Here is an 18,124-nt window from a genome sequence, read left to right as displayed (position 1 = left end):
AAATGCTTCTAATTAATTAAACATTTTCTGCGATGGTAAAGAGTATTGTCAACACAACACCAATTACAACGAGATAAACCCCGATATCAAAAAACAAGGCGGTACCTACTGCGCCGATAACGGCAACTGATTCAGCAAACCATACCCCTGTCATCACGGGTAACCCTAAAAAAACGGGTAATATTGCGCTTAGGATAGACAACGACAAACCGATACCAATTAAACGCATAGGCGAAAATTGAAACAAGGCTAGTGTTTGTTTAGTACTATACGCAAAAGAGTGCAAGACGAAGGCAATAGAAGCGATTAATCCTCCTACAAATCCTCCACCAGAAAGATAATGTCCTCTCAACAACACAAACAAGGAGAACAGAATCAATAAAGGCAATAAATAATTGGTTGCCGTACGCAAGATTGTTGAATCTAAAACGTGGTGTTTATTCTGATATTTCCTCATCCTTCGTTCTATATTTTAAAAGACCATATACTCCTAATGCAGCGATTGAAAGTACAATAGTCTCAATTAATGTATCAAATCCTCTAAAATCCACAAGGATTACGTTTACTACGTTTTTCCCTTTGGCTAAGATGTATGCATTTTCAGCATAATATCTACTGATCTCTTTATCTGCTGGAGATACTAAGGCTTGTAAAGTAATTAGGGAAATTAATCCACCAAAAGCGATGGAAACCACAGCATCTCTGAATTGGATTCTGCGATTACTCAATTTTAAGAAACCAGGTAATTTAAATAAAACCAAGACAAATAAAACCACTGTCAGCGTATCGATTGCAAACTGTGTCATGGCTAAATCAGGTGCTCCGTAAAACACAAAGATCAAACAAATACAATACCCGACTACTCCTGTTGCTGCAATGGCAGACAGACGAGATGGTGTATTGATTGCAAAGAAAATAGCAACAACCGTAATTAAGAATACAACCAATTCATACACTCTAAATTCAGATAATCCTTCTGTATTGACACGCAAAGGCACATCTGCAAATAGCTTATACCCTACTAAACCAATAAAGAATATAATAATCACCATCAAATAAATACGCAAATATCCACTTTGGAATAATCGAGTATACGTATAGGCAAATACTCTGAATTTCTCAACTGCAAAACCGAAGATATGCTGTGGAGAAAGGTTGTAGAAAGGCGAAACTACAGCTAATGAATTTTTGTATCCTTTAAACACAAAATACAAGGCAGTCCCCAAGAGAATAGTTCCACCACTTAGGGCAACGATTTCATTGAATCCATGCCATAGGGCCAATTCCATATCGATTGGTTTTCCACCAATCGCTCGAACTACCGATGCAAGTACTCCTTCATTTACCAATTGGGGCAATACTCCAAATACGACGCTTAGCACAGCTAAGATTACAGGAGGCAACCACATTTGGATGGATGGTTTAGGCACATCTTGGCACGCTTTTTTTACTTTTCCAAAAAATGGTTTAATCCCTACGAGGAAACCTGATGCTGTCAAGAATATATTCGTTAGTACAGCAGCTCCAGTAAAGGCTAATGCCCATTCATTAATAGGATAGGTATATGTTGCATCATAGATGATTTCCTTTCCAATAAATCCAAAGGTCAGTGGAATTCCCGCACTAGATAAAGCAGCAATCAAGGCAGCACCCGCTAAAGCAGGCATTGTTTTACGCAATCCTCCTAGTTGATTGATATCTCTAGTATGCGTTTGATGATCTACCGTTCCTGTTACCAAGAAAAGAGTTGCTTTATACAATGCGTGTACTAGAATAAAGATACTCGCTGCGTAAATCGCTTTATCTGATCCTACCCCAAGTAAGAAAACAATCAGTCCTAAGGCTGAAATTGTGGTATACGCGAGGATACCTTTCATATCCTTTCGGAATACCGAGTGTATAGCACCAAATAACATGGTTAAACCACCGATTACTTGCAAAGTGGTATTCCAACACACATGATCTCCTAAAATAGGCGTAAAACGCGCTAAAAGATAGATTCCGGCTTTCACCATAGTTGCTGAGTGTAAATAAGCCGATACGGGTGTAGGGGCTTTCATTGCTCCAGGCAACCAAAAATGAAAAGGAAATTGAGCGGACTTGGTAAAGGCTCCCATGAACAAGAAGAACAACAACACCCCATAAGAAGCATGTTCTTTTAAGAAGTCTGATTGCGTTAGCAGTTCATGAATGGAATAACTTCCTGCAATACTTCCCATCACTGCAGCGAAGGAGAGCAAGAAAAATCCTCCTAGGCCTGTAATTCCAAGTGCCCATAGTGCACTTTTACGTGAATCCTCTTCTTCGTTATTAAATCCGATTAAGAAGAAAGAAGTAATACTGGTCAATTCCCAGAATACAAATAGGGAAATTAAGTTATCTGATAGTACGACACCAAGCATGGCGCCCATAAAGAGTCCGAGGTAGGCAAAAAATCGATGAATATAGACATGTCCTTTAAGATAGTAAGACGCATACCAATACACGAGTGTTCCGATTCCTGTAATCAACAGGGAGAATAAGAGCGATAATCCATCTAGTTTAAAGTCAAAAGCGATACCTAAGGAAGGTACCCATTCATTTCTAAAAAGCATGACTTCTTTTCCTGACTGTATTTTTGGCAAATAGGACAGGAAATAAAAGAAAAGACTTAATGGTATTAAAGTTAATAATCCTGTAAACTTAGAACGTCCTAACCCCTTCAAAAAAAGTGTACTAAAAGCTAGTACAAAAGTGAGTAAAATAATGAATAGCATAAATGAGCTTTATTTCTCTTTTTTCAAATATTTCTATTGAGGGTAAATATATAAAAAAATCAAAAAAAAACGAATCAAAACCAAATAACGCGCCTGTTTTTAACAAAATTATAACCATTTTTAAACAGATATAGCCACAAAAAAAGCGAGATTTTAAAATCTCGCTTTCAGGGCTAGTTATTTAACATTTGCCACAATTTATCTTTTAACTCTTGAAGACCTTGTTGAGCAACTGCCGATATAAACATATAAGGCACTCCTTCTAGTTCTTCATCTAATTCTGCTTTCATTTCTGTTTGAAGCTCTGCATCCAACATATCTGATTTGGTAATGACTAATAGACGATCTTTATCCAACATTTCAGGATTGTATCGTCTCAGCTCATCCAAAAGAATTTCGTATTCTTTTTTAATGTCTTCTGCATCCGCAGGCACCATAAAAAGAAGGGTAGAATTTCGTTCAATATGACGTAAGAAATAATGTCCTAAACCTTTTCCTTCTGCAGCTCCTTCGATAATTCCAGGAATATCTGCAATCACAAAAGATTTAAAATCACGGTAAGCCACAATTCCTAAATTAGGTTTTAGCGTTGTAAAAGGATAATCTGCAATTTTTGGTTTTGCAGAAGTTAGCACGGATAACAACGTTGACTTACCTGCGTTTGGAAATCCTACTAAACCAACATCCGCCAATACTTTCAACTCTAAAATAATATCGAGTTCTTCTCCTGGCATACCTGGTTGTGCATAACGAGGGGTTTGGTTCGTTGACGTTCTAAAATTCCAGTTTCCTAAACCTCCTTTTCCTCCTTTTCCAAGGATTCGTTTCTCGTTATGTTCAGTAATTTCGAACAGAATTTCTCCTGTTTCTTTATCTTTTACAACTGTTCCTAAAGGTACTTCAATAACTCGATCATCTCCGTCAGCACCTGTACTTCTTGAACTACCACCATCACCTCCGTGCCCCGCTTTGATATGGCGCATGAATTTTAAGTGATATAACGTCCATAGTCCTTCGTTACCGACAATATAGACATGACCTCCACGTCCACCATCTCCACCATCAGGACCTCCTTTTTCAATAAATTTTTCACGGTGTAAATGCGTAGAACCTCTTCCACCTTTTCCAGAGGCCACATAGATTTTTACGTAGTCTACAAAATTCCCTTCAGTCATCTTTTATTTTATTACCTTCTCTTTGTTTTTGTCTTTTTTATTCAAGAGATCGATTAAATCAAACGGTCAATTACGCCGCTTAATCTCGTTGTAATCTCTTCAACAGTTCCGATACCATCTACTGAATTATAGCAGTTTTTCCCTGTATAATAGTCAATTAATGGCGCTGTTTTTTCGTTGTATTCTTCGTAGCGACTTCTGATGATTTTCTCATCTTGGTCATCTGCTCTTCCACTTGTTTTTCCTCTTTCTAGGATACGTTGTACTAAAACATCATCGTTAGCTTCTAATCCAACTGTTCCTACAAAACGAATATTTTTTTCTTTTAATAAAGCTTCTAATGCTTCTGCTTGTTGAATTGTACGTGGAAAACCATCAAATAAGAACCCAGCCTTATCCATGTTTTTTTCTACTTCATCTGCAAGCATATCAATTGTAATAGAATCTGGTACCAATTCTGCTCTATCCATAAAGACCTTGGCCTGTTTTCCTAATTCTGTTCCATTTTTTAGATTATAACGAAACACATCTCCGGTAGAAATATGAGTTAAATTGTATTTTTCTTTAAGAAATTCTGCCTGTGTACCTTTTCCTGCACCAGGTTTTCCAAATAAAACTATTGCAATCATGCTACTATACTTTATTTATGCTGTTACTGTTTATTACTCTTTAATTTGATAAATTTCCGGAATGTTTCTTCCGTGTTTATCATAATCCATCCCATACCCCACGATGAATTTATTTTCAATTTCAAAAGCGACATAATCTAGTTTAATGTCTTTGGTGTAAGCTTCTGGCTTTAAGCACAACGTACAAATTCTAACTTCTTTTGGACGTTGTTGTTCAAAAAGTTTCTTTAGGGCTACTAATGTATTTCCGGTATCCACGATGTCTTCAATAATAATTACACGTCGATCCGTTACATCAATATCCAAACCTAAAAGTTGATTCACTTGATTGCTTGATTGAGTCCCGATGTATGAAGCCATCTTTACAAAACTCATCTCACAGCTGCCTTTATATTGCTTAACTAAATCCGAAACCACCATGAAAGATCCATTCAGAACACCAATGAAGATTGGTATTTCTCCATTCATATCACGCAAAATCTCATTTGCTATCTCCCCTAATCTTTCTTGAATCTGTTTTTCCGAAATAAAAGGAACAAAAGTCTTGTCTAAAACTTGAATTTCCATAAACAATTGAATTGATAATTTGCAAATATACAAAAAAGATACAGCACATTTATACTCCTTAACAGATGAATTCCAAACAAATTCATTTTGTTAGGTGAGCTTAGTGAGAGGATGAAAAGCTGAAGTTGGTAAAATCGCGCAAAGAACAAACCGGAACCTATAAACAAAAAAAACGTAGCGCTTTCTTCAAACGCTACGTCTAAAACAAACTAATTCAATCTAACTCTAAAACCAAAGCTAATAAGTTTTATTGTTAAGATTATTTTTTATACACCAGATCAAGGGTATATATTATCTTCTAATACGTTGTACCATGTTATATCGATTTCAAATATAAGTTAATTTTTTAACTAAACAAGTTTTGTTTTAAGTTTTTTTTCACACTAATAAAACTCGCGTATTAGAATTAAAAACAAGTTCGGTTTCAAAAAACAATAAAACAAATCAATAAAAGTTAAAACTACTACATTCTCCTACTACACGCCTTATTGCTTGTTCATCTAGCTAGTATTATCTTATCTCAAGCCTAAACCACTTTTTTTGATTCTATTTTATGTACACCATTTGATTTAGTATATCTTTGCATAAACACAATTACAACAACACAATGAATTATTATTCAACTGATTTTCGCTTGGGAATATTAGGAGGCGGACAACTAGGCAAAATGCTTTTATATGATACACGCAAATTTGACATTGCTACTTTCATATTAGATCCAAGTAAAGAAGCTCCGGCACAATTTGGTGCACACCAATTTTTTCAAGGAGACTTAATGGACTATGAAACGGTTTATCGCTTTGGAAAAAAAGTAGATGTTTTAACCATTGAAATTGAAGGAGTGAACCTAGAAGCGTTGGATCAATTACAGCAAGAAGGCGTAAAAGTATATCCTGCTCCTGAGACCTTGCGTTTGATTCAAAACAAAGGCAAACAAAAAGATTTCTATACTTCACACCATATTCCTACTGCTCCTTATGTTCGTTTTACATCTAAAGCAGATTTAGTTGCTGCAGTAAATCAACAAACGGTATCCGTTCCATTTGTATGGAAATCGGCACAATTTGGGTACGATGGAAACGGCGTAAAAGTTGTTCGTTCTATTGCAGATCTTACTGCATTACCAGAAGTAGAGTGTATTGCTGAAACTATGATTCCGTTCAAAAATGAATTAGCTGTGATTGTAGCGCGTTCAGCATCTGGAGAAATTAAAACTTTTCCTGTGGTAGAAATGGAATTCCACCCTGAGGCGAATCAAGTCGAATATGTAATCTGCCCAGCGCGTATTGATGCAACTGTTGCAGAAAAAGCACGAGCAATTGCCTTAACGGTTTCTGAGAAGTTCAACCACGTTGGATTATTAGCTGTGGAGATGTTTCAAACACAGGAGGACGAAATTTTAGTCAACGAAGTTGCTCCTCGTCCTCATAATTCAGGTCATTATTCTATTGAAGCGAGTTATACTTCACAATTTGAACAGCACATCCGCGCTATTTTAGACTTACCTTTAGGTAATACAGATAGCAAAGTTGCTGGTGTTATGGTGAATCTAGTAGGTGCAGAAGGACACACCGGACAGGTATACTATGAGGGAATGAATGAAATCTTAGCTATTCCTGGAGTTACACCTCATATTTATGGTAAAAGAGAAACAAGACCTTTCCGTAAAATGGGCCATGTTACTATCGTAAATAGCGATATGAATAAAGCGAGAGAAATCGCTCAAAAAGTAAAAGAAACGATTAAAGTAATCAGTCAATAAGATATGAAAATAGCCGTAGTAATGGGCAGTATTTCAGATATGCCTATCATGCAAGATGCCATCGATATAATCAAAGAATTTGGAGTTGAAGTGGAAGTTGATATTGTTTCAGCACACCGTACGCCAGAGAAATTAGTTGATTTTTCTTCTCACGCACACAACAGAGGAATTCAAGTTATTATTGCAGGAGCTGGTGGTGCAGCGCATTTACCAGGTATGGTTGCTTCGATGTCTCCACTTCCTGTAATTGGAGTACCTGTAAAGTCAAGCAATTCAATTGATGGATGGGATAGCGTTCTTTCTATCTTACAAATGCCAGGTGGAGTACCTGTAGCGACAGTGGCTCTAAATGGTGGAAAAAATGCAGGTCTTTTAGCTTTGCAAATTTTAGGTAGCCAAAATGAAGAAATTCGCAATCAGATGATTGCTTATAAAAATGGATTAAGAGATGCAGTTTTAAAAGCAGCAGCAAGTCTTAAACAATAAATCAAATAACAAAACGCACTTTTCCAAGTGCGTTTAACTTTATACTAAACCAGTAATAGCAATTACTGGTTTTTTTATGCCTTATTATTCCCTTTATACGTTGTTGCTCGATGTGTTTGAAATAATCGATCCCATACGGTGGTGTAAAATCCGAAGTTCCTCTGTGGTTCAATATGGTGCATATTGTGAAAACTTGCTGTACCTAGCCAAGTCATCCATCCTTTACGTGCAACAGTTTGTACGCGATTAAAATGCCCAATGGTTCCCCATACTACATTAATGAAAAAATACAATCCTACACTGAGATAGTGAAAGGGATAACACAGCAAGATGGCCAGCAACATAACCCCAAAGCCTGTTGCCTCTAAAGGACTAAGCACAAATAGACTTAACGCGTTTACACCTACGTGTTCATGATGCTTTTCGTGAATAAATCGATATAGGAATTTACTATGTGCTAGTTTATGAAAGACATACATCCAAAAATCAACTACTAAAATCAAAATCAATAGTTGTAAGAATATTGTCCCAACACTTTCTTTATTGAAATCAACTGACAAATATCCTTCTCTCCACAAAAAAGCGCCTAAAACAAAGACGACAATATTGCAAATCAATGTCGTCACTACCGCCCAAACATCAGATGAAACGATCGGTTGATACGCATTAACTTCAGTATGGCTCTTTTTTAAAGCATGCCAAAAGAGGTAAAACAAGATTGATCCCAACATCAAGGCCAGATTAAGCAGGAATGCAAATCCTACAATTGAGCGGTAATCTTGAGTTAATATCATTTCCATCGGATTCATTGCCTTTGTTTTTATAAAATAGGAATAATCAAAGTACGCATTAATGTGTGGATAATAAAAGTTTTAACTCCCTTTTGAGTGTATTTCTTCTACTTTTTCCAAGTCAATTCCTCGCTTAAAAAACCAACACCCCTACTCTTTTTTGTTAAAGATTTGGTAAAGTATCAATAACCCTACAGATACTTTCAACCCCTATGTTTGCTCTAACAAAAATAAACAAAAATGAAAGTAAACAACACACTAACGGTATTGACTGCAAGTTTCCTATTGACCCTTGCTACCACATCGTGTAACAATGACGACAACAAAGTAACGGATAAAGATCCTGTTACAGAGGAGCCTAAACCGGTAGATCCTAAAAATCCTGTGGTTTTAAAAGACCATTCTAAAACTCCAGCCTTTGTCTATGCAATGCCTGGTTTTAGCAACTTAGAAATCTTTTCTCTTATTTCTAGTGAAGATCAATTAGAAGGATCTCCAGAATTTGTATTTGGCGGTCAACCTGATGGTGCTGGTTTTATGAAAGATCCTAATGGAGAGGGTTATTTAATGATTACGAATCATGAAATCATGCAATCTGTTTCTCGTGTTTATTTAGATAAAACCTTCAAGCCTGTCAAAGGAGAATATATTGTAGATGGAATTGGTGGAATCACGCGTTTGTGTTCCGCAACCTTAGCTAAACCAGAACTACACGGATTCGGTCCTGTATTTTTAACGGCAGGAGAATCTGGTGAAGAAAGTATGGTACATGCTATTGATCCTTTAGGTTCAACAGATTTAAAATCATCAACAGATCGCGTTTTACCTGCTTTAGGAAAAGCGAGTATGGAAAATGCTGTTCCTTTACCTATGGATGTATCTAAAGGGAAAACCTATATCGTAATTGGAGAGGATCAAGGGTATGGTTCAAGCCACCAAAGCGCAGGACAACTATTGATGTATGTAGGAAATCAAGGCGATTTACACGATGGAAAATTATATGCACTAAAGAGAAAATCTGGTGGATATACGGAAATGGATATGACGAAAGGAATGGAATATGATGTAGAATTCGTAGAAATCCCAAATGCTAAGAATCTAACGGGTGCACAAATCAATCAAAAAAATATGGAGTTGGGTGTGATTCGTTTTTCACGTGTAGAAGACATCGATTACCGCAAAGGAGCGAATAAAGGAAACGAAATGTACTTCACTGCAACGGGACAAGCTAGTGGTGGGAATCCAGTAGACGGCTTCACCATGTGGGGACGTGTATACAAATTAGTTTTAGACAAAAATAATATGCTAACAGGTAAACTATCTGTTGCGGCAGAAGGAGATAGCAACCCAGGACATAATCTTATCAACCCTGATAACCTTTGTGTAACAGAAAACTACGTTTACATTCAAGAAGACGGTGATTCTTACTACGCAGATGCGAAACACGATTCTTATATCTGGCAATATAAAATTTCAGATGGAACATACAAGCCGTGGTTGAACATGAAACACAACAGACAAGATGCGCAATGGCAAGCAAATTACAACCAATCAGGAAATTTACAAAAGTTTGGTTCTTGGGAATTTGGTGCTATGGAAGATATTTCTGACTTAACAGGGATTCCAAATACGTTTGCTGTGAATATTCACTCTCATACTTGGCAAAAAGAGGAGTTTATGAACGCAGATAAAGCTGGCGTAAACAAAAACAAAGAAGGCGGACAAGTCGTAATCATTCGCAACGTCGAAAAATAATAAACCATTTACTACACTTTACATGCTATAACTAGCATGTAAAGTGTCTTTTTTTATACTATGCAGCACCTAAAATCCTACCTCCTTTTGCTTATGCTTGCAATTGGAATCACAAGTTGTCAAAAAAAAGACACCTATCAATCCCTTACTTACAATACTTATTTGGTAGAACAAGTGGATACACTTAGTTCCAACATCGACCAACTTATTCACGCTATAGAACATAATCAAGACAGTACGCAAATTAGACAAACGTTTATTGCCAGCAGACTTGCTTATAAAAAAATTGAATGGGCGGTATCCTATTTTCTACCACATACAGCAGCGGCTATTAACGGCCCTGCATTAGATCAACTCGATTTAGACGAAAACAAATTCATTCCTGCAGAAGGATTTCAAGTGGTCGAAGAATTCCTTTATCCCGTCTATGATAGCACCTCAAAAGAAGAATTGTTGATACAAGCGCGAAAGCTCAAAAACTTATCAAACAAAATCCACAAAAACTTTGAGGCAATAACCTTTGAACCTGCTTCTGTATTAGAGGCTCTGAAATTGGAGATTTTCCAAATCACTACTTTAGGTATTACAGGTTTTGATACCCCTGCAAGTAAACTGCAATTTATCGAAGCGACCGCTAGTTTATCAGGCGTTGGTCAGGCGATACAAACCTCTAAGGCATGGACTCACACACAAGCCTATGCGACAATCGATCAATTGCTAACAGAAGCAATTGCCTTATGCCAGACTAATCCTGCTAAAAACTCCTTTGACTACCTTACCTTCATTTTGAAGTATTTGGATCCATTAGCCCAAGAGATTGTTACTTTACAACGCGAATTAGCGATTCCTTTTTTACAAACCAATCAAGTCATTGGCGGTGAAACAGGTTCTTTACTCGATGCCAATACGATTAATCTCAATGCTTTTTTACCGGATAGTACTTATTATCCAACATCAACTAAAATTGCGTTAGGGAAGGAATTGTTTTTTGATCAGCAATTATCGAAAGAGAACACGAGAAGTTGTGCCACTTGCCACCATCCTGATAAAGCTTTCAGTGAAAACAGAAAAACCTCACTGGATTTAACTGGGAATCCTTTACACAGAAATGCTTTATCTTTAAATTATGCCGCTTACTATCACGGCCAATTTTGGGATATGCGCAGTGTGACACTAGAAAGTCAAACGTCAGATGTCATTACCAATAAGGATGAGATGCACGGTAATTTACAAGAGATTGTCCAGGTATTAAATCAAAGTGAGACCTATAAAAAACACTTTGCTCAAGCCTATCAAACCGATGCTCCGATTGCTGTTTGGCAAGTAGAAAATGCGCTGGCTTCTTATATCCGTTCGCTTTCTACTTTCAACTCTCGATTTGATCAATATATGAGAGGAAATAAAACAGCTATGACCGCGCAAGAACAACAAGGGTTTAATCTATTTGTAGGAAAAGCTCAATGTGCTACTTGTCACTTTTTGCCTGTATTTAATGGAACTGTTTCTCCTTACTTCAGAAGTTCTGAGCAAGAGATTCTCGGTGTTCCAAAAGACAAAGCAGGTACCCAATTAGATGGTGATTTGGGGCGTTATGTATTCAATACGGATTTGGACCAATTGAAGCACTCATTTAAAACACCTACCGTTCGAAATATCAACGAAAGTGGTCCTTTATATGCATAATGGAGTATATGAAACGCTTGAAGAAGTTATGGACTTCTACAACAAAGGAGGTGGTCTGGGCTTAGGATTGGATGTAGAAAATCAAACCCTTCCTGACACCCCGTTAGATTTAACCGATCAAGAAATTCAAGCTATAGTAGCCTTTATGAAGGCACTAAGTGATCAAGCATAAAAAAAGTCCTTGGCATGCCAAGGACTTTTTTTTATTTCTCTTTTTTAGTCGTTATGTATTGACTAACCGTTTTAATTTCTTGTTCTTTTTTCTTTGGATAGATTAAGAGGATATCTTCTTTGTCTACTACAATGTAATCATTTAATCCATCAACCACTACGCACTTTCCTTTATCGGTGCGCACGATGTTGTTGGTTGCATTATTGAAATACACCTGAGCATTTACCACTGCATTGTCTGAAATATCCTTTGGCAGTTTTTCGTATAACGATCCCCAAGTTCCTAAATCATTCCAATCAAAAGTTGCGGGTAAAACATAAACATTATTGGCTTTTTCCATCACCGCATAATCAATAGAGATATTCTCTGCTTCTGAATAATGCTCGTCAATGTACGCTTTCTCTTGATCTGTATTAAACAAATCATAACCCGCCTCAAAAAGTGCGGTCATTTCTGGTTGAAAATTCGAAAACGCATCCAATATTGCACTCACACTCCACACGAAAATTCCTGAATTCCACAGAAAATGTCTACTTTGAATAAACTTTCTTGCGGTTACATAATCCGGTTTCTCTCTGAATTGTACTACTTTTTTGATGGGTCTAGAATCCAATTTATTAAATTCAATATACCCATATCCTGTGTTAGGAAAAGTAGGTAAAATTCCCAATGTCATCAATACTTGATCTCTTTCACAAACATCAAACGTACGTTGTAAATTCGATACAAATTGAAGTTCATCTTCTATCCAGTGATCACTTGGTGCAACGACCATCACTGCATCGGGATTGAGTTTTTTAATTTTCATTGCAGCATACAAAATACACGGTGCGGTATTTCGCATGGCAGGTTCTAAAATGATATTATCGGGTTCTACTGAAGGCAATTGCTCCTGAACAATTGTTTTGTAATTCTCATGGGTTAAGATCAAGATATTCTCTTTCGGTATTAACTGAGACAATCGCATGAATGTTTTTTGAATCAGTGTTTCACCTGATCCCAACATATCGTGGAACTGTTTAGGAAATTCTGGAGTACTTACTGGCCAAAAACGCGAACCAACTCCTCCCGCCATTACAACAGCATAATAATTCGAACTCATACTATTCTTCTTATTGTTTTACAACATAATGTGTCATCATTTCAACTTCAGCGTTTGCCTTAAAGACAAATAATCGCCCTGTTGCTACTTCTAAACACTCAAATCTTTTTACACGCAATGGACCGCGTTTAAACACTTTGCCATTATAGGTTTTAAAATGGCTTCCCAAAGGAATTTCATATACAAAACAATGGTTGCTACTTTTTTCTACTTTATCGTACATGCGCATGGCAATCGACAAGCGTTCATCAGTATCGCTACTTGCCGAAGGGTTTCTAAAATGATTAGCCAAAAGAGGCAACAATCGATCTGGGAAAACCTCTGGTCTTAAAAAAGGCAACATAAGCAAGCGAAACGTTTGTTTCCACTCCACTCCATGTGGCTTGATATGACGTCCATATTTTTGAAAAGCAACCAAATGAGCGATCTCGTGAATTAAAGTCATTAAAAAGCGATAGGGATTTAAATTGGAGTTGATGGTAATTAAATGCTTGCCATCTAATCCTCTAGTATAATCCCCATGTCGCGTTACTCTTTCATTCACTATTTTCAAATGAATGTGGTAATGCTTGATTAATTCAAAAGCTGCCTCTAAGGCTGATTCCGGTAAATAAGGCCTGAGTATCGTAATCAATCTATTTATTTTTAAGGAGTCGTACTAGATGCTTGTAGTACTTTACCATTAAAATATTTATTTCCTGTAAGTGCAAAATCACTTATGTATTCTCCAATTTCCTCTGGCATCAAAGGAGCTTGATACCCTGGAAAAGCTTCTTCTAACATTTCTGTTTGAACTGCTCCTAAGGCAATCACATTAAATGCAATTCCCATCTCTTTGTATTCTTCTGCTAACAATTCACTTAAGATGATAACTGCTCCTTTACTTGAACTATAAGCCGCTAAACCACCAAATTTCATTGTTCCTTGTACTCCGCCCATACTGCTAATAGTCACAACATGACTATTTACTACAAAATGCGGAATACACAATTGTACTAAACGTGCCAAACCAAATACATTGACTTTGTATACCCATTCGAATTCTTCTGTTGTGATTTCTTCAAAAGGTTTATTTACTAAAGCCCCTGCATTATTTATCAGAATATCAATATGCCCCCATTCCGTAGCTACATAGTTGCTTACTTTTTGAAGATCTGCCTCAATAGTAAGATCTATTTCTAGACAGGTAACATTTTTATAAGCTACTAATTCAGCTGCTTTTTTTCGAGAAACGGCTAAAATCTTATGTCCTCTGCTCGCTAATATTTTTGCGGTTTCTAAACCAATACCGCGGCTTGTTCCCGTAACAATTATATGTTTCATCTTTAGTTTTTCAATCTAATTTCACCAGAAGGTAAGTTAATCAATTTTTCTACGACAGGAATAAATTTTTTAGTTAGTTCTGTCATAAAGGGTACATCCATCAAATGCGCTTCATCCTTGACATGATGATAGTATTTGAAATTCTCAAAATCAGAAGAACTGAAGGTTTGACTTGGTATAGTAAAGGCTGAATAAAAAGGATAATTATCAGAACGCTTAAACAATTGCATTGCTTCTGCATCCTCAAATCGTCCAGCTAAATTTTCGCCTGCTATTTCATTTATTTTGGTTGCCAAATTACTTTGGTCATATCCAGTAATAAAGGTTGTATATTCTCGTTGCATTGGAACCCCTAGCATCTCAAAGTTCAACATCATAACGACATTTACGTCTTCTTCCTTTAATCGATTCGCTAAGTGCGTTGAACCTAAAAGCCCTAATTCTTCCGCAGTAAAGAAACAAACTAAAACTGTGCGTTTCATTTCTTTTTTTGCTAGATTTCGCGCTAGCTCTAATACGATACTCACTCCCGAAGCATTGTCATTTGCTCCATTTGCAATAGAATCTCCTGCTACTGGTTTTTGAATACCGATATGGTCATAATGTGCTCCTAAGACAACAACTTCATTCTTCAATTCAGGATCTTGTCCAGGAATAACCCCAACCACATTCCACGTATTTTCCACTTCTACTAACTTATCTTCATAGCTTGTAAAATACGGTTTGATGCCATACGCTTGAAGTTCTTTCGCTAAATATGTAGCAGCTTGTACATTTCCATCCTGTCCAGAATCTCTACCTAGCAATTCATCCGAAGCTAAATAATTCAAGGTAGTTTGAATTTTCAATGCAGAAACCTCTCTTTCCTGTTCACTTGACAGTTTAGACGATACACCACATGAAGTAGCTAAAATCGCTAATAAAAAACTAAAATATCTCACTTTAAACATGGTATCAAAAATACAAAATACACTTGGTATTTTACAGCCTTTTCGTAGAAACTAATACTAAAAAAACAAAAAAAAGCCTGCAAAATGCAAGCTTTTTATTTCAATTCTATATTTTTTGATTACGCCAGCATCGTAACTGGGTTTTCAATATAACTTTTTAATGTTTGTAAGAATTGTGCTCCTGTAGCACCATCTACTGTTCTGTGATCACAAGCCAATGTAACAGTCATTGTATTACCAACTACAATCTGTCCGTTTTTCACTACTGGTTTTTCAACAATAGCTCCTACAGATAAAATTGCAGAGTTTGGCTGGTTGATAATTGAAGTAAACGATTGGATTCCGAACATTCCTAAGTTAGAAACTGTAAACGTACTACCGTCCATTTCTGCAGGTGTAAGTTTTTTCGTTTTCGCTTTACCTGCTAATTCTTTTACTTTTGCTCCAATGTGAGTTAACGACATTTGGTCTGTAAAAGGCAATACAGGCACTACTAATCCATCTTCTACCGCTACTGCAACTCCAACATTGATGTGGTGGTTGTAAATAGTAGCATTATCAGTCCATTGTGTATTTACTTGAGGGTGTTTACGCAAGGCCATTGCACAAGCTTTAACCACCATATCATTGAACGATACTTTTGTGTCAGGTAATTCATTAATTAACTTACGAGAAGCCATAGCGTTATCCATGTCAATTTCGATTGTTAAATAATAGTGAGGGGCAGTAAATTTAGATTCTGCTAAGCGACGTGCAATTGTTTTGCGCATTTGCGAGTTCTTCACTTCTTCTGAACTTACTTCTCCAGCAGGAATAAATGGTTGTACTGCCGCTACTGTTGCCGTTGCTTGTGCAACTGGGGCAGCTGTTTGCGCTGCTGTTGGGGCAAAGTTTTCAACGTCGCGTTTGATAATACGTCCGTTTTCACCTGAACCTTTTACTTGAGCCAAGTTAATTCCTTTCTCTTCAGCTATCTTTTTAGCTAAAGGTGAAACGAATACTCTTCCTCCTGTTGCAGTTTCTGTTGCAACTGGTGCTGCTACAGATTCCGCTGCTTTTGGTGCTTCAACTGGCGTCTCAGCTGCTGTTGTAGCAACTCCACCGTTTTTCGCTCCTTCAACTATAGCAGTAACATCAGTTCCTGCAGGCCCTAAAATAGCTAATACGCTATCAATAGGCGCTGATTCACCTTCTTGTATTCCAATGTATAATAACGTTCCTGATTCGAAAGCTTCAAATTCCATTGTTGCTTTATCTGTCTCAATCTCCGCTAAAATATCACCTTCTTCAATTTTATCTCCTACTTTTTTAATCCAGCTAGCCACAGTTCCTTCTGTCATCGTATCACTTAAACGCGGCATCGTGATTACTTTCACACCTGCTGGAATAGCTGGTGCTGCAGTAGTGGTTTTTTCCTCTGCTTTGGGAGCTTCAACTTCTGCTACTTTTTCAGCAGCTGGAGCCGCACCTCCGCCAATTAAAGCAGAAATATCTTCACCTTCATTTCCAATAATAGCAAGAAGCGAGTCAACTGGAGCAGCTTCTCCTTCTTGTAATCCAATGTATAACAATGTTCCTTCATAGAAAGATTCAAATTCCATTGTTGCTTTGTCTGTTTCGATTTCAGCAAGGATATCTCCTTCAGAAATCTTATCTCCAACTTTCTTTAACCAAGCTGCAACAACACCTTCTGTCATGGTGTCGCTTAAGCGTGGCATTGTAATTACTTCTGCCATATTATTTTATTATAATCTATGAGGTAAAAAAGGATAATTCTCTTGATCGTATACTACGTCGTACATTACGTTCAACTCAGGGAACGGAGACTCTTCAGCGAACTTCTCACATTCAACTACTAAGTCTTTCACACGTTGATCCATAGCCGAGATTTCGCTTTCTGTAGCGTAACCATTTGCTTTAATCACATCTAAAACTTGCGTAATTGGATCTATTTTTTTGTATTCTTCAACCTCTTCTTTTGAACGGTAATTTTGTGCATCCGACATCGAGTGACCTCTGTATCGGTATGTTTTCATTTCTAGTAGAGTAGGTCCATCTCCACGACGCGCTCTTTCGATTGCTTCGTACATAGCTTCTGCTACTTTTACTGGGTTCATTCCGTCTACTGGTCCACTAGGCATTTCATATCCTAATCCCAATTTCCAGATTTCCGAGTGATTTGCTGTACGCTCAACAGAAGTTCCCATTGCATATCCATTATTTTCAATAATAAATACAACTGGTAATTTCCAGTTCATTGCCATATTGAAAGTCTCATGCAATGATCCTTGACGCGCTGCACCATCACCGAAGTAGCACATGGTTACTGCTTTTCTATCAAAATATTTATCTGCGAATGCTAATCCAGCTCCCAAAGGAATTTGTCCACCTACAATACCGTGTCCACCATAGAAGTTGTGTTCTTTAGAAAAGATGTGCATCGATCCTCCCAAACCTTGAGAAGTACCTGTTCCTTTTCCTAACAACTCTGCCATGATTCTTCTTGGGTCAACACCCAATCCGATTGGTTGTACGTGATTTCTGTATGCTGTAATCATTTTGTCTTTTGACAAATCCATTGCGTGTAAAGCTCCAGCCAAAACAGCTTCTTGCCCATTATACAAGTGTAAGAATCCTCTTACTTTTTGTTGAATATATAAAGCGGCAAGTTTATCTTCAAACTTTCTCCAAAATAGCATGTCTTCATACCACTTTAGATAAACTTCTTTTGTAATTTCTTTCATATGACTTTACTTTTCATGAGTAGATCAGCTACTCTAAATACAGACTTTGCTAAATACCCACTATACTGTGGAAAGGCAAAAATAGCACATCTACTTTAGATTGAAAAATTTATTTGAAGTATTTTAAATTACAGTTATTATTCTTTATATATTTTAAGAAAATATTTAATTTTAGCTAAACATATCCCCTTAACACTACTACAAATATAGCCCCACAATCTCCTTTTCA

General features: G+C 37.0%; 17 protein-coding genes. 5 read left to right on the top strand and 12 right to left on the bottom strand.

Annotated elements, in window-relative coordinates; translation table 11 throughout:
• Positions 1-16: 16 nt before the first annotated feature.
• From M2306_RS17130 to hpt, 5 genes are all read right to left on the bottom strand, one after another.
• Entirely contained in the window at positions 17-457 is a 441-nt protein-coding gene (locus M2306_RS17130) for a Na+/H+ antiporter subunit B (protein WP_115091716.1), read from the bottom strand.
• Positions 438-2,756: a putative monovalent cation/H+ antiporter subunit A gene (locus M2306_RS17125; RefSeq protein ID WP_259188814.1), complete on the bottom strand. Its 2,319-nt coding sequence runs from the start codon at positions 2,754-2,756 to the stop codon at positions 438-440. The genes M2306_RS17130 and M2306_RS17125 overlap by 20 nt, the downstream gene beginning before the upstream one ends.
• 173 nt (positions 2,757-2,929) lie before the next feature.
• The gene (obgE, locus tag M2306_RS17120; protein WP_259188815.1) at positions 2,930-3,931 is read right to left on the bottom strand and encodes a GTPase ObgE; all 1,002 of its coding nucleotides are present in this window, start codon (positions 3,929-3,931) and stop codon (positions 2,930-2,932) included.
• Positions 3,932-3,984: 53 nt separating this feature from the next.
• Positions 3,985-4,560, bottom strand: a complete 576-nt coding sequence (locus M2306_RS17115; protein WP_002987546.1) for an adenylate kinase — start codon at positions 4,558-4,560, stop codon at positions 3,985-3,987.
• Positions 4,561-4,593: 33 nt separating this feature from the next.
• Positions 4,594-5,127 (bottom strand): hypoxanthine phosphoribosyltransferase, encoded by a 534-nt coding sequence (hpt, locus tag M2306_RS17110; RefSeq protein ID WP_002987547.1) that lies wholly within the window; start codon positions 5,125-5,127, stop codon positions 4,594-4,596.
• Between the two features lie 607 nt (positions 5,128-5,734).
• Between hpt and M2306_RS17105 the strand changes: the two genes are divergently transcribed.
• Together M2306_RS17105 and purE are read left to right on the top strand one after the other, a co-directional pair.
• Positions 5,735-6,889 (top strand): 5-(carboxyamino)imidazole ribonucleotide synthase, encoded by a 1,155-nt coding sequence (locus M2306_RS17105; RefSeq protein WP_115091719.1) that lies wholly within the window; start codon positions 5,735-5,737, stop codon positions 6,887-6,889.
• A gap of 3 nt (positions 6,890-6,892) precedes the next feature.
• The gene (purE, locus tag M2306_RS17100; RefSeq protein WP_002987549.1) at positions 6,893-7,375 is read left to right on the top strand and encodes a 5-(carboxyamino)imidazole ribonucleotide mutase; all 483 of its coding nucleotides are present in this window, start codon (positions 6,893-6,895) and stop codon (positions 7,373-7,375) included.
• 74 nt (positions 7,376-7,449) lie between these two features.
• On the opposite strand, the gene M2306_RS17095 is transcribed toward purE, so the two are convergent.
• Positions 7,450-8,184 carry a sterol desaturase family protein gene (locus M2306_RS17095; RefSeq protein WP_115091720.1) on the bottom strand — a complete coding sequence of 245 codons (735 nt, stop codon included), beginning with the start codon at positions 8,182-8,184 and terminating at the stop codon, positions 7,450-7,452.
• A 222-nt stretch (positions 8,185-8,406) separates the two neighbouring features.
• Between M2306_RS17095 and M2306_RS17090 the strand changes: the two genes are divergently transcribed.
• From M2306_RS17090 to M2306_RS17080, 3 genes are read left to right on the top strand one after another with little or no spacing between them, the layout of a single operon-like run.
• Complete coding sequence (locus M2306_RS17090) at positions 8,407-9,921, top strand: hypothetical protein (protein ID WP_115091721.1); 1,515 nt, start codon at positions 8,407-8,409, stop codon at positions 9,919-9,921.
• A 60-nt stretch (positions 9,922-9,981) separates the two neighbouring features.
• A complete protein-coding gene (locus M2306_RS17085; RefSeq protein WP_498882903.1) occupies positions 9,982-11,604 on the top strand; it encodes a cytochrome c peroxidase in 1,623 nt (540 codons plus the stop codon).
• Positions 11,597-11,776: a hypothetical protein gene (locus M2306_RS17080; protein WP_498882902.1), complete on the top strand. Its 180-nt coding sequence runs from the start codon at positions 11,597-11,599 to the stop codon at positions 11,774-11,776. The genes M2306_RS17085 and M2306_RS17080 overlap by 8 nt, the downstream gene beginning before the upstream one ends.
• Before the next feature lie 31 nt (positions 11,777-11,807).
• Here the strand turns inward: M2306_RS17080 and M2306_RS17075 are convergent, their stop codons facing one another.
• The 6 genes from M2306_RS17075 to pdhA form a co-directional block, all read right to left on the bottom strand.
• Positions 11,808-12,878, bottom strand: a complete 1,071-nt coding sequence (locus M2306_RS17075) for a mannose-1-phosphate guanylyltransferase (RefSeq protein WP_259188823.1) — start codon at positions 12,876-12,878, stop codon at positions 11,808-11,810.
• Positions 12,879-12,888: 10 nt separating this feature from the next.
• The gene (locus M2306_RS17070) at positions 12,889-13,512 is read right to left on the bottom strand and encodes an ImmA/IrrE family metallo-endopeptidase (protein ID WP_002987555.1); all 624 of its coding nucleotides are present in this window, start codon (positions 13,510-13,512) and stop codon (positions 12,889-12,891) included.
• Between the two features lie 11 nt (positions 13,513-13,523).
• A complete protein-coding gene (locus tag M2306_RS17065) occupies positions 13,524-14,201 on the bottom strand; it encodes an SDR family NAD(P)-dependent oxidoreductase (RefSeq protein WP_259188824.1) in 678 nt (225 codons plus the stop codon).
• A 2-nt stretch (positions 14,202-14,203) separates the two neighbouring features.
• Positions 14,204-15,151, bottom strand: a complete 948-nt coding sequence (locus M2306_RS17060) for a M28 family metallopeptidase (protein ID WP_259188825.1) — start codon at positions 15,149-15,151, stop codon at positions 14,204-14,206.
• Positions 15,152-15,270: 119 nt separating this feature from the next.
• On the bottom strand, positions 15,271-16,887 hold the full coding sequence (locus tag M2306_RS17055) for a pyruvate dehydrogenase complex dihydrolipoamide acetyltransferase (protein ID WP_259188826.1): 1,617 nt from the start codon (positions 16,885-16,887) through the stop codon (positions 15,271-15,273).
• A 9-nt stretch (positions 16,888-16,896) separates the two neighbouring features.
• Positions 16,897-17,895, bottom strand: a complete 999-nt coding sequence (pdhA, locus tag M2306_RS17050; protein WP_259188827.1) for a pyruvate dehydrogenase (acetyl-transferring) E1 component subunit alpha — start codon at positions 17,893-17,895, stop codon at positions 16,897-16,899.
• Positions 17,896-18,124: the final 229 nt, after the last annotated feature.

The organism is Myroides gitamensis, assembly GCF_029894455.1.
Taxonomy (GTDB): Bacteria; Bacteroidota; Bacteroidia; order Flavobacteriales; family Flavobacteriaceae; genus Flavobacterium; species Flavobacterium odoratum.
Note: the sequence above shows the minus strand (reverse complement) of the source record. Positions and strands in the feature narration are given on the sequence as shown.

What these genes read in the sequence shown, in the direction of transcription:
- M2306_RS17130 (WP_115091716.1), bottom strand. Translation starts at nt 457, where the DNA reads ATGAGGAAATATCAGAATAAACACCACGTTTTAGATTCAACAATCTTG.
- M2306_RS17125 (WP_259188814.1), bottom strand. Translation starts at nt 2,756, where the DNA reads ATGCTATTCATTATTTTACTCACTTTTGTACTAGCTTTTAGTACACTT.
- obgE (WP_259188815.1), bottom strand. Translation starts at nt 3,931, where the DNA reads ATGACTGAAGGGAATTTTGTAGACTACGTAAAAATCTATGTGGCCTCT.
- M2306_RS17115 (WP_002987546.1), bottom strand. Translation starts at nt 4,560, where the DNA reads ATGATTGCAATAGTTTTATTTGGAAAACCTGGTGCAGGAAAAGGTACA.
- hpt (WP_002987547.1), bottom strand. Translation starts at nt 5,127, where the DNA reads ATGGAAATTCAAGTTTTAGACAAGACTTTTGTTCCTTTTATTTCGGAA.
- M2306_RS17105 (WP_115091719.1), top strand. Translation starts at nt 5,735, where the DNA reads ATGAATTATTATTCAACTGATTTTCGCTTGGGAATATTAGGAGGCGGA.
- purE (WP_002987549.1), top strand. Translation starts at nt 6,893, where the DNA reads ATGAAAATAGCCGTAGTAATGGGCAGTATTTCAGATATGCCTATCATG.
- M2306_RS17095 (WP_115091720.1), bottom strand. Translation starts at nt 8,184, where the DNA reads ATGAATCCGATGGAAATGATATTAACTCAAGATTACCGCTCAATTGTA.
- M2306_RS17090 (WP_115091721.1), top strand. Translation starts at nt 8,407, where the DNA reads ATGAAAGTAAACAACACACTAACGGTATTGACTGCAAGTTTCCTATTG.
- M2306_RS17085 (WP_498882903.1), top strand. Translation starts at nt 9,982, where the DNA reads ATGCAGCACCTAAAATCCTACCTCCTTTTGCTTATGCTTGCAATTGGA.
- M2306_RS17080 (WP_498882902.1), top strand. Translation starts at nt 11,597, where the DNA reads ATGCATAATGGAGTATATGAAACGCTTGAAGAAGTTATGGACTTCTAC.
- M2306_RS17075 (WP_259188823.1), bottom strand. Translation starts at nt 12,878, where the DNA reads ATGAGTTCGAATTATTATGCTGTTGTAATGGCGGGAGGAGTTGGTTCG.
- M2306_RS17065 (WP_259188824.1), bottom strand. Translation starts at nt 14,201, where the DNA reads ATGAAACATATAATTGTTACGGGAACAAGCCGCGGTATTGGTTTAGAA.
- M2306_RS17060 (WP_259188825.1), bottom strand. Translation starts at nt 15,151, where the DNA reads ATGTTTAAAGTGAGATATTTTAGTTTTTTATTAGCGATTTTAGCTACT.
- M2306_RS17055 (WP_259188826.1), bottom strand. Translation starts at nt 16,887, where the DNA reads ATGGCAGAAGTAATTACAATGCCACGCTTAAGCGACACCATGACAGAA.
- pdhA (WP_259188827.1), bottom strand. Translation starts at nt 17,895, where the DNA reads ATGAAAGAAATTACAAAAGAAGTTTATCTAAAGTGGTATGAAGACATG.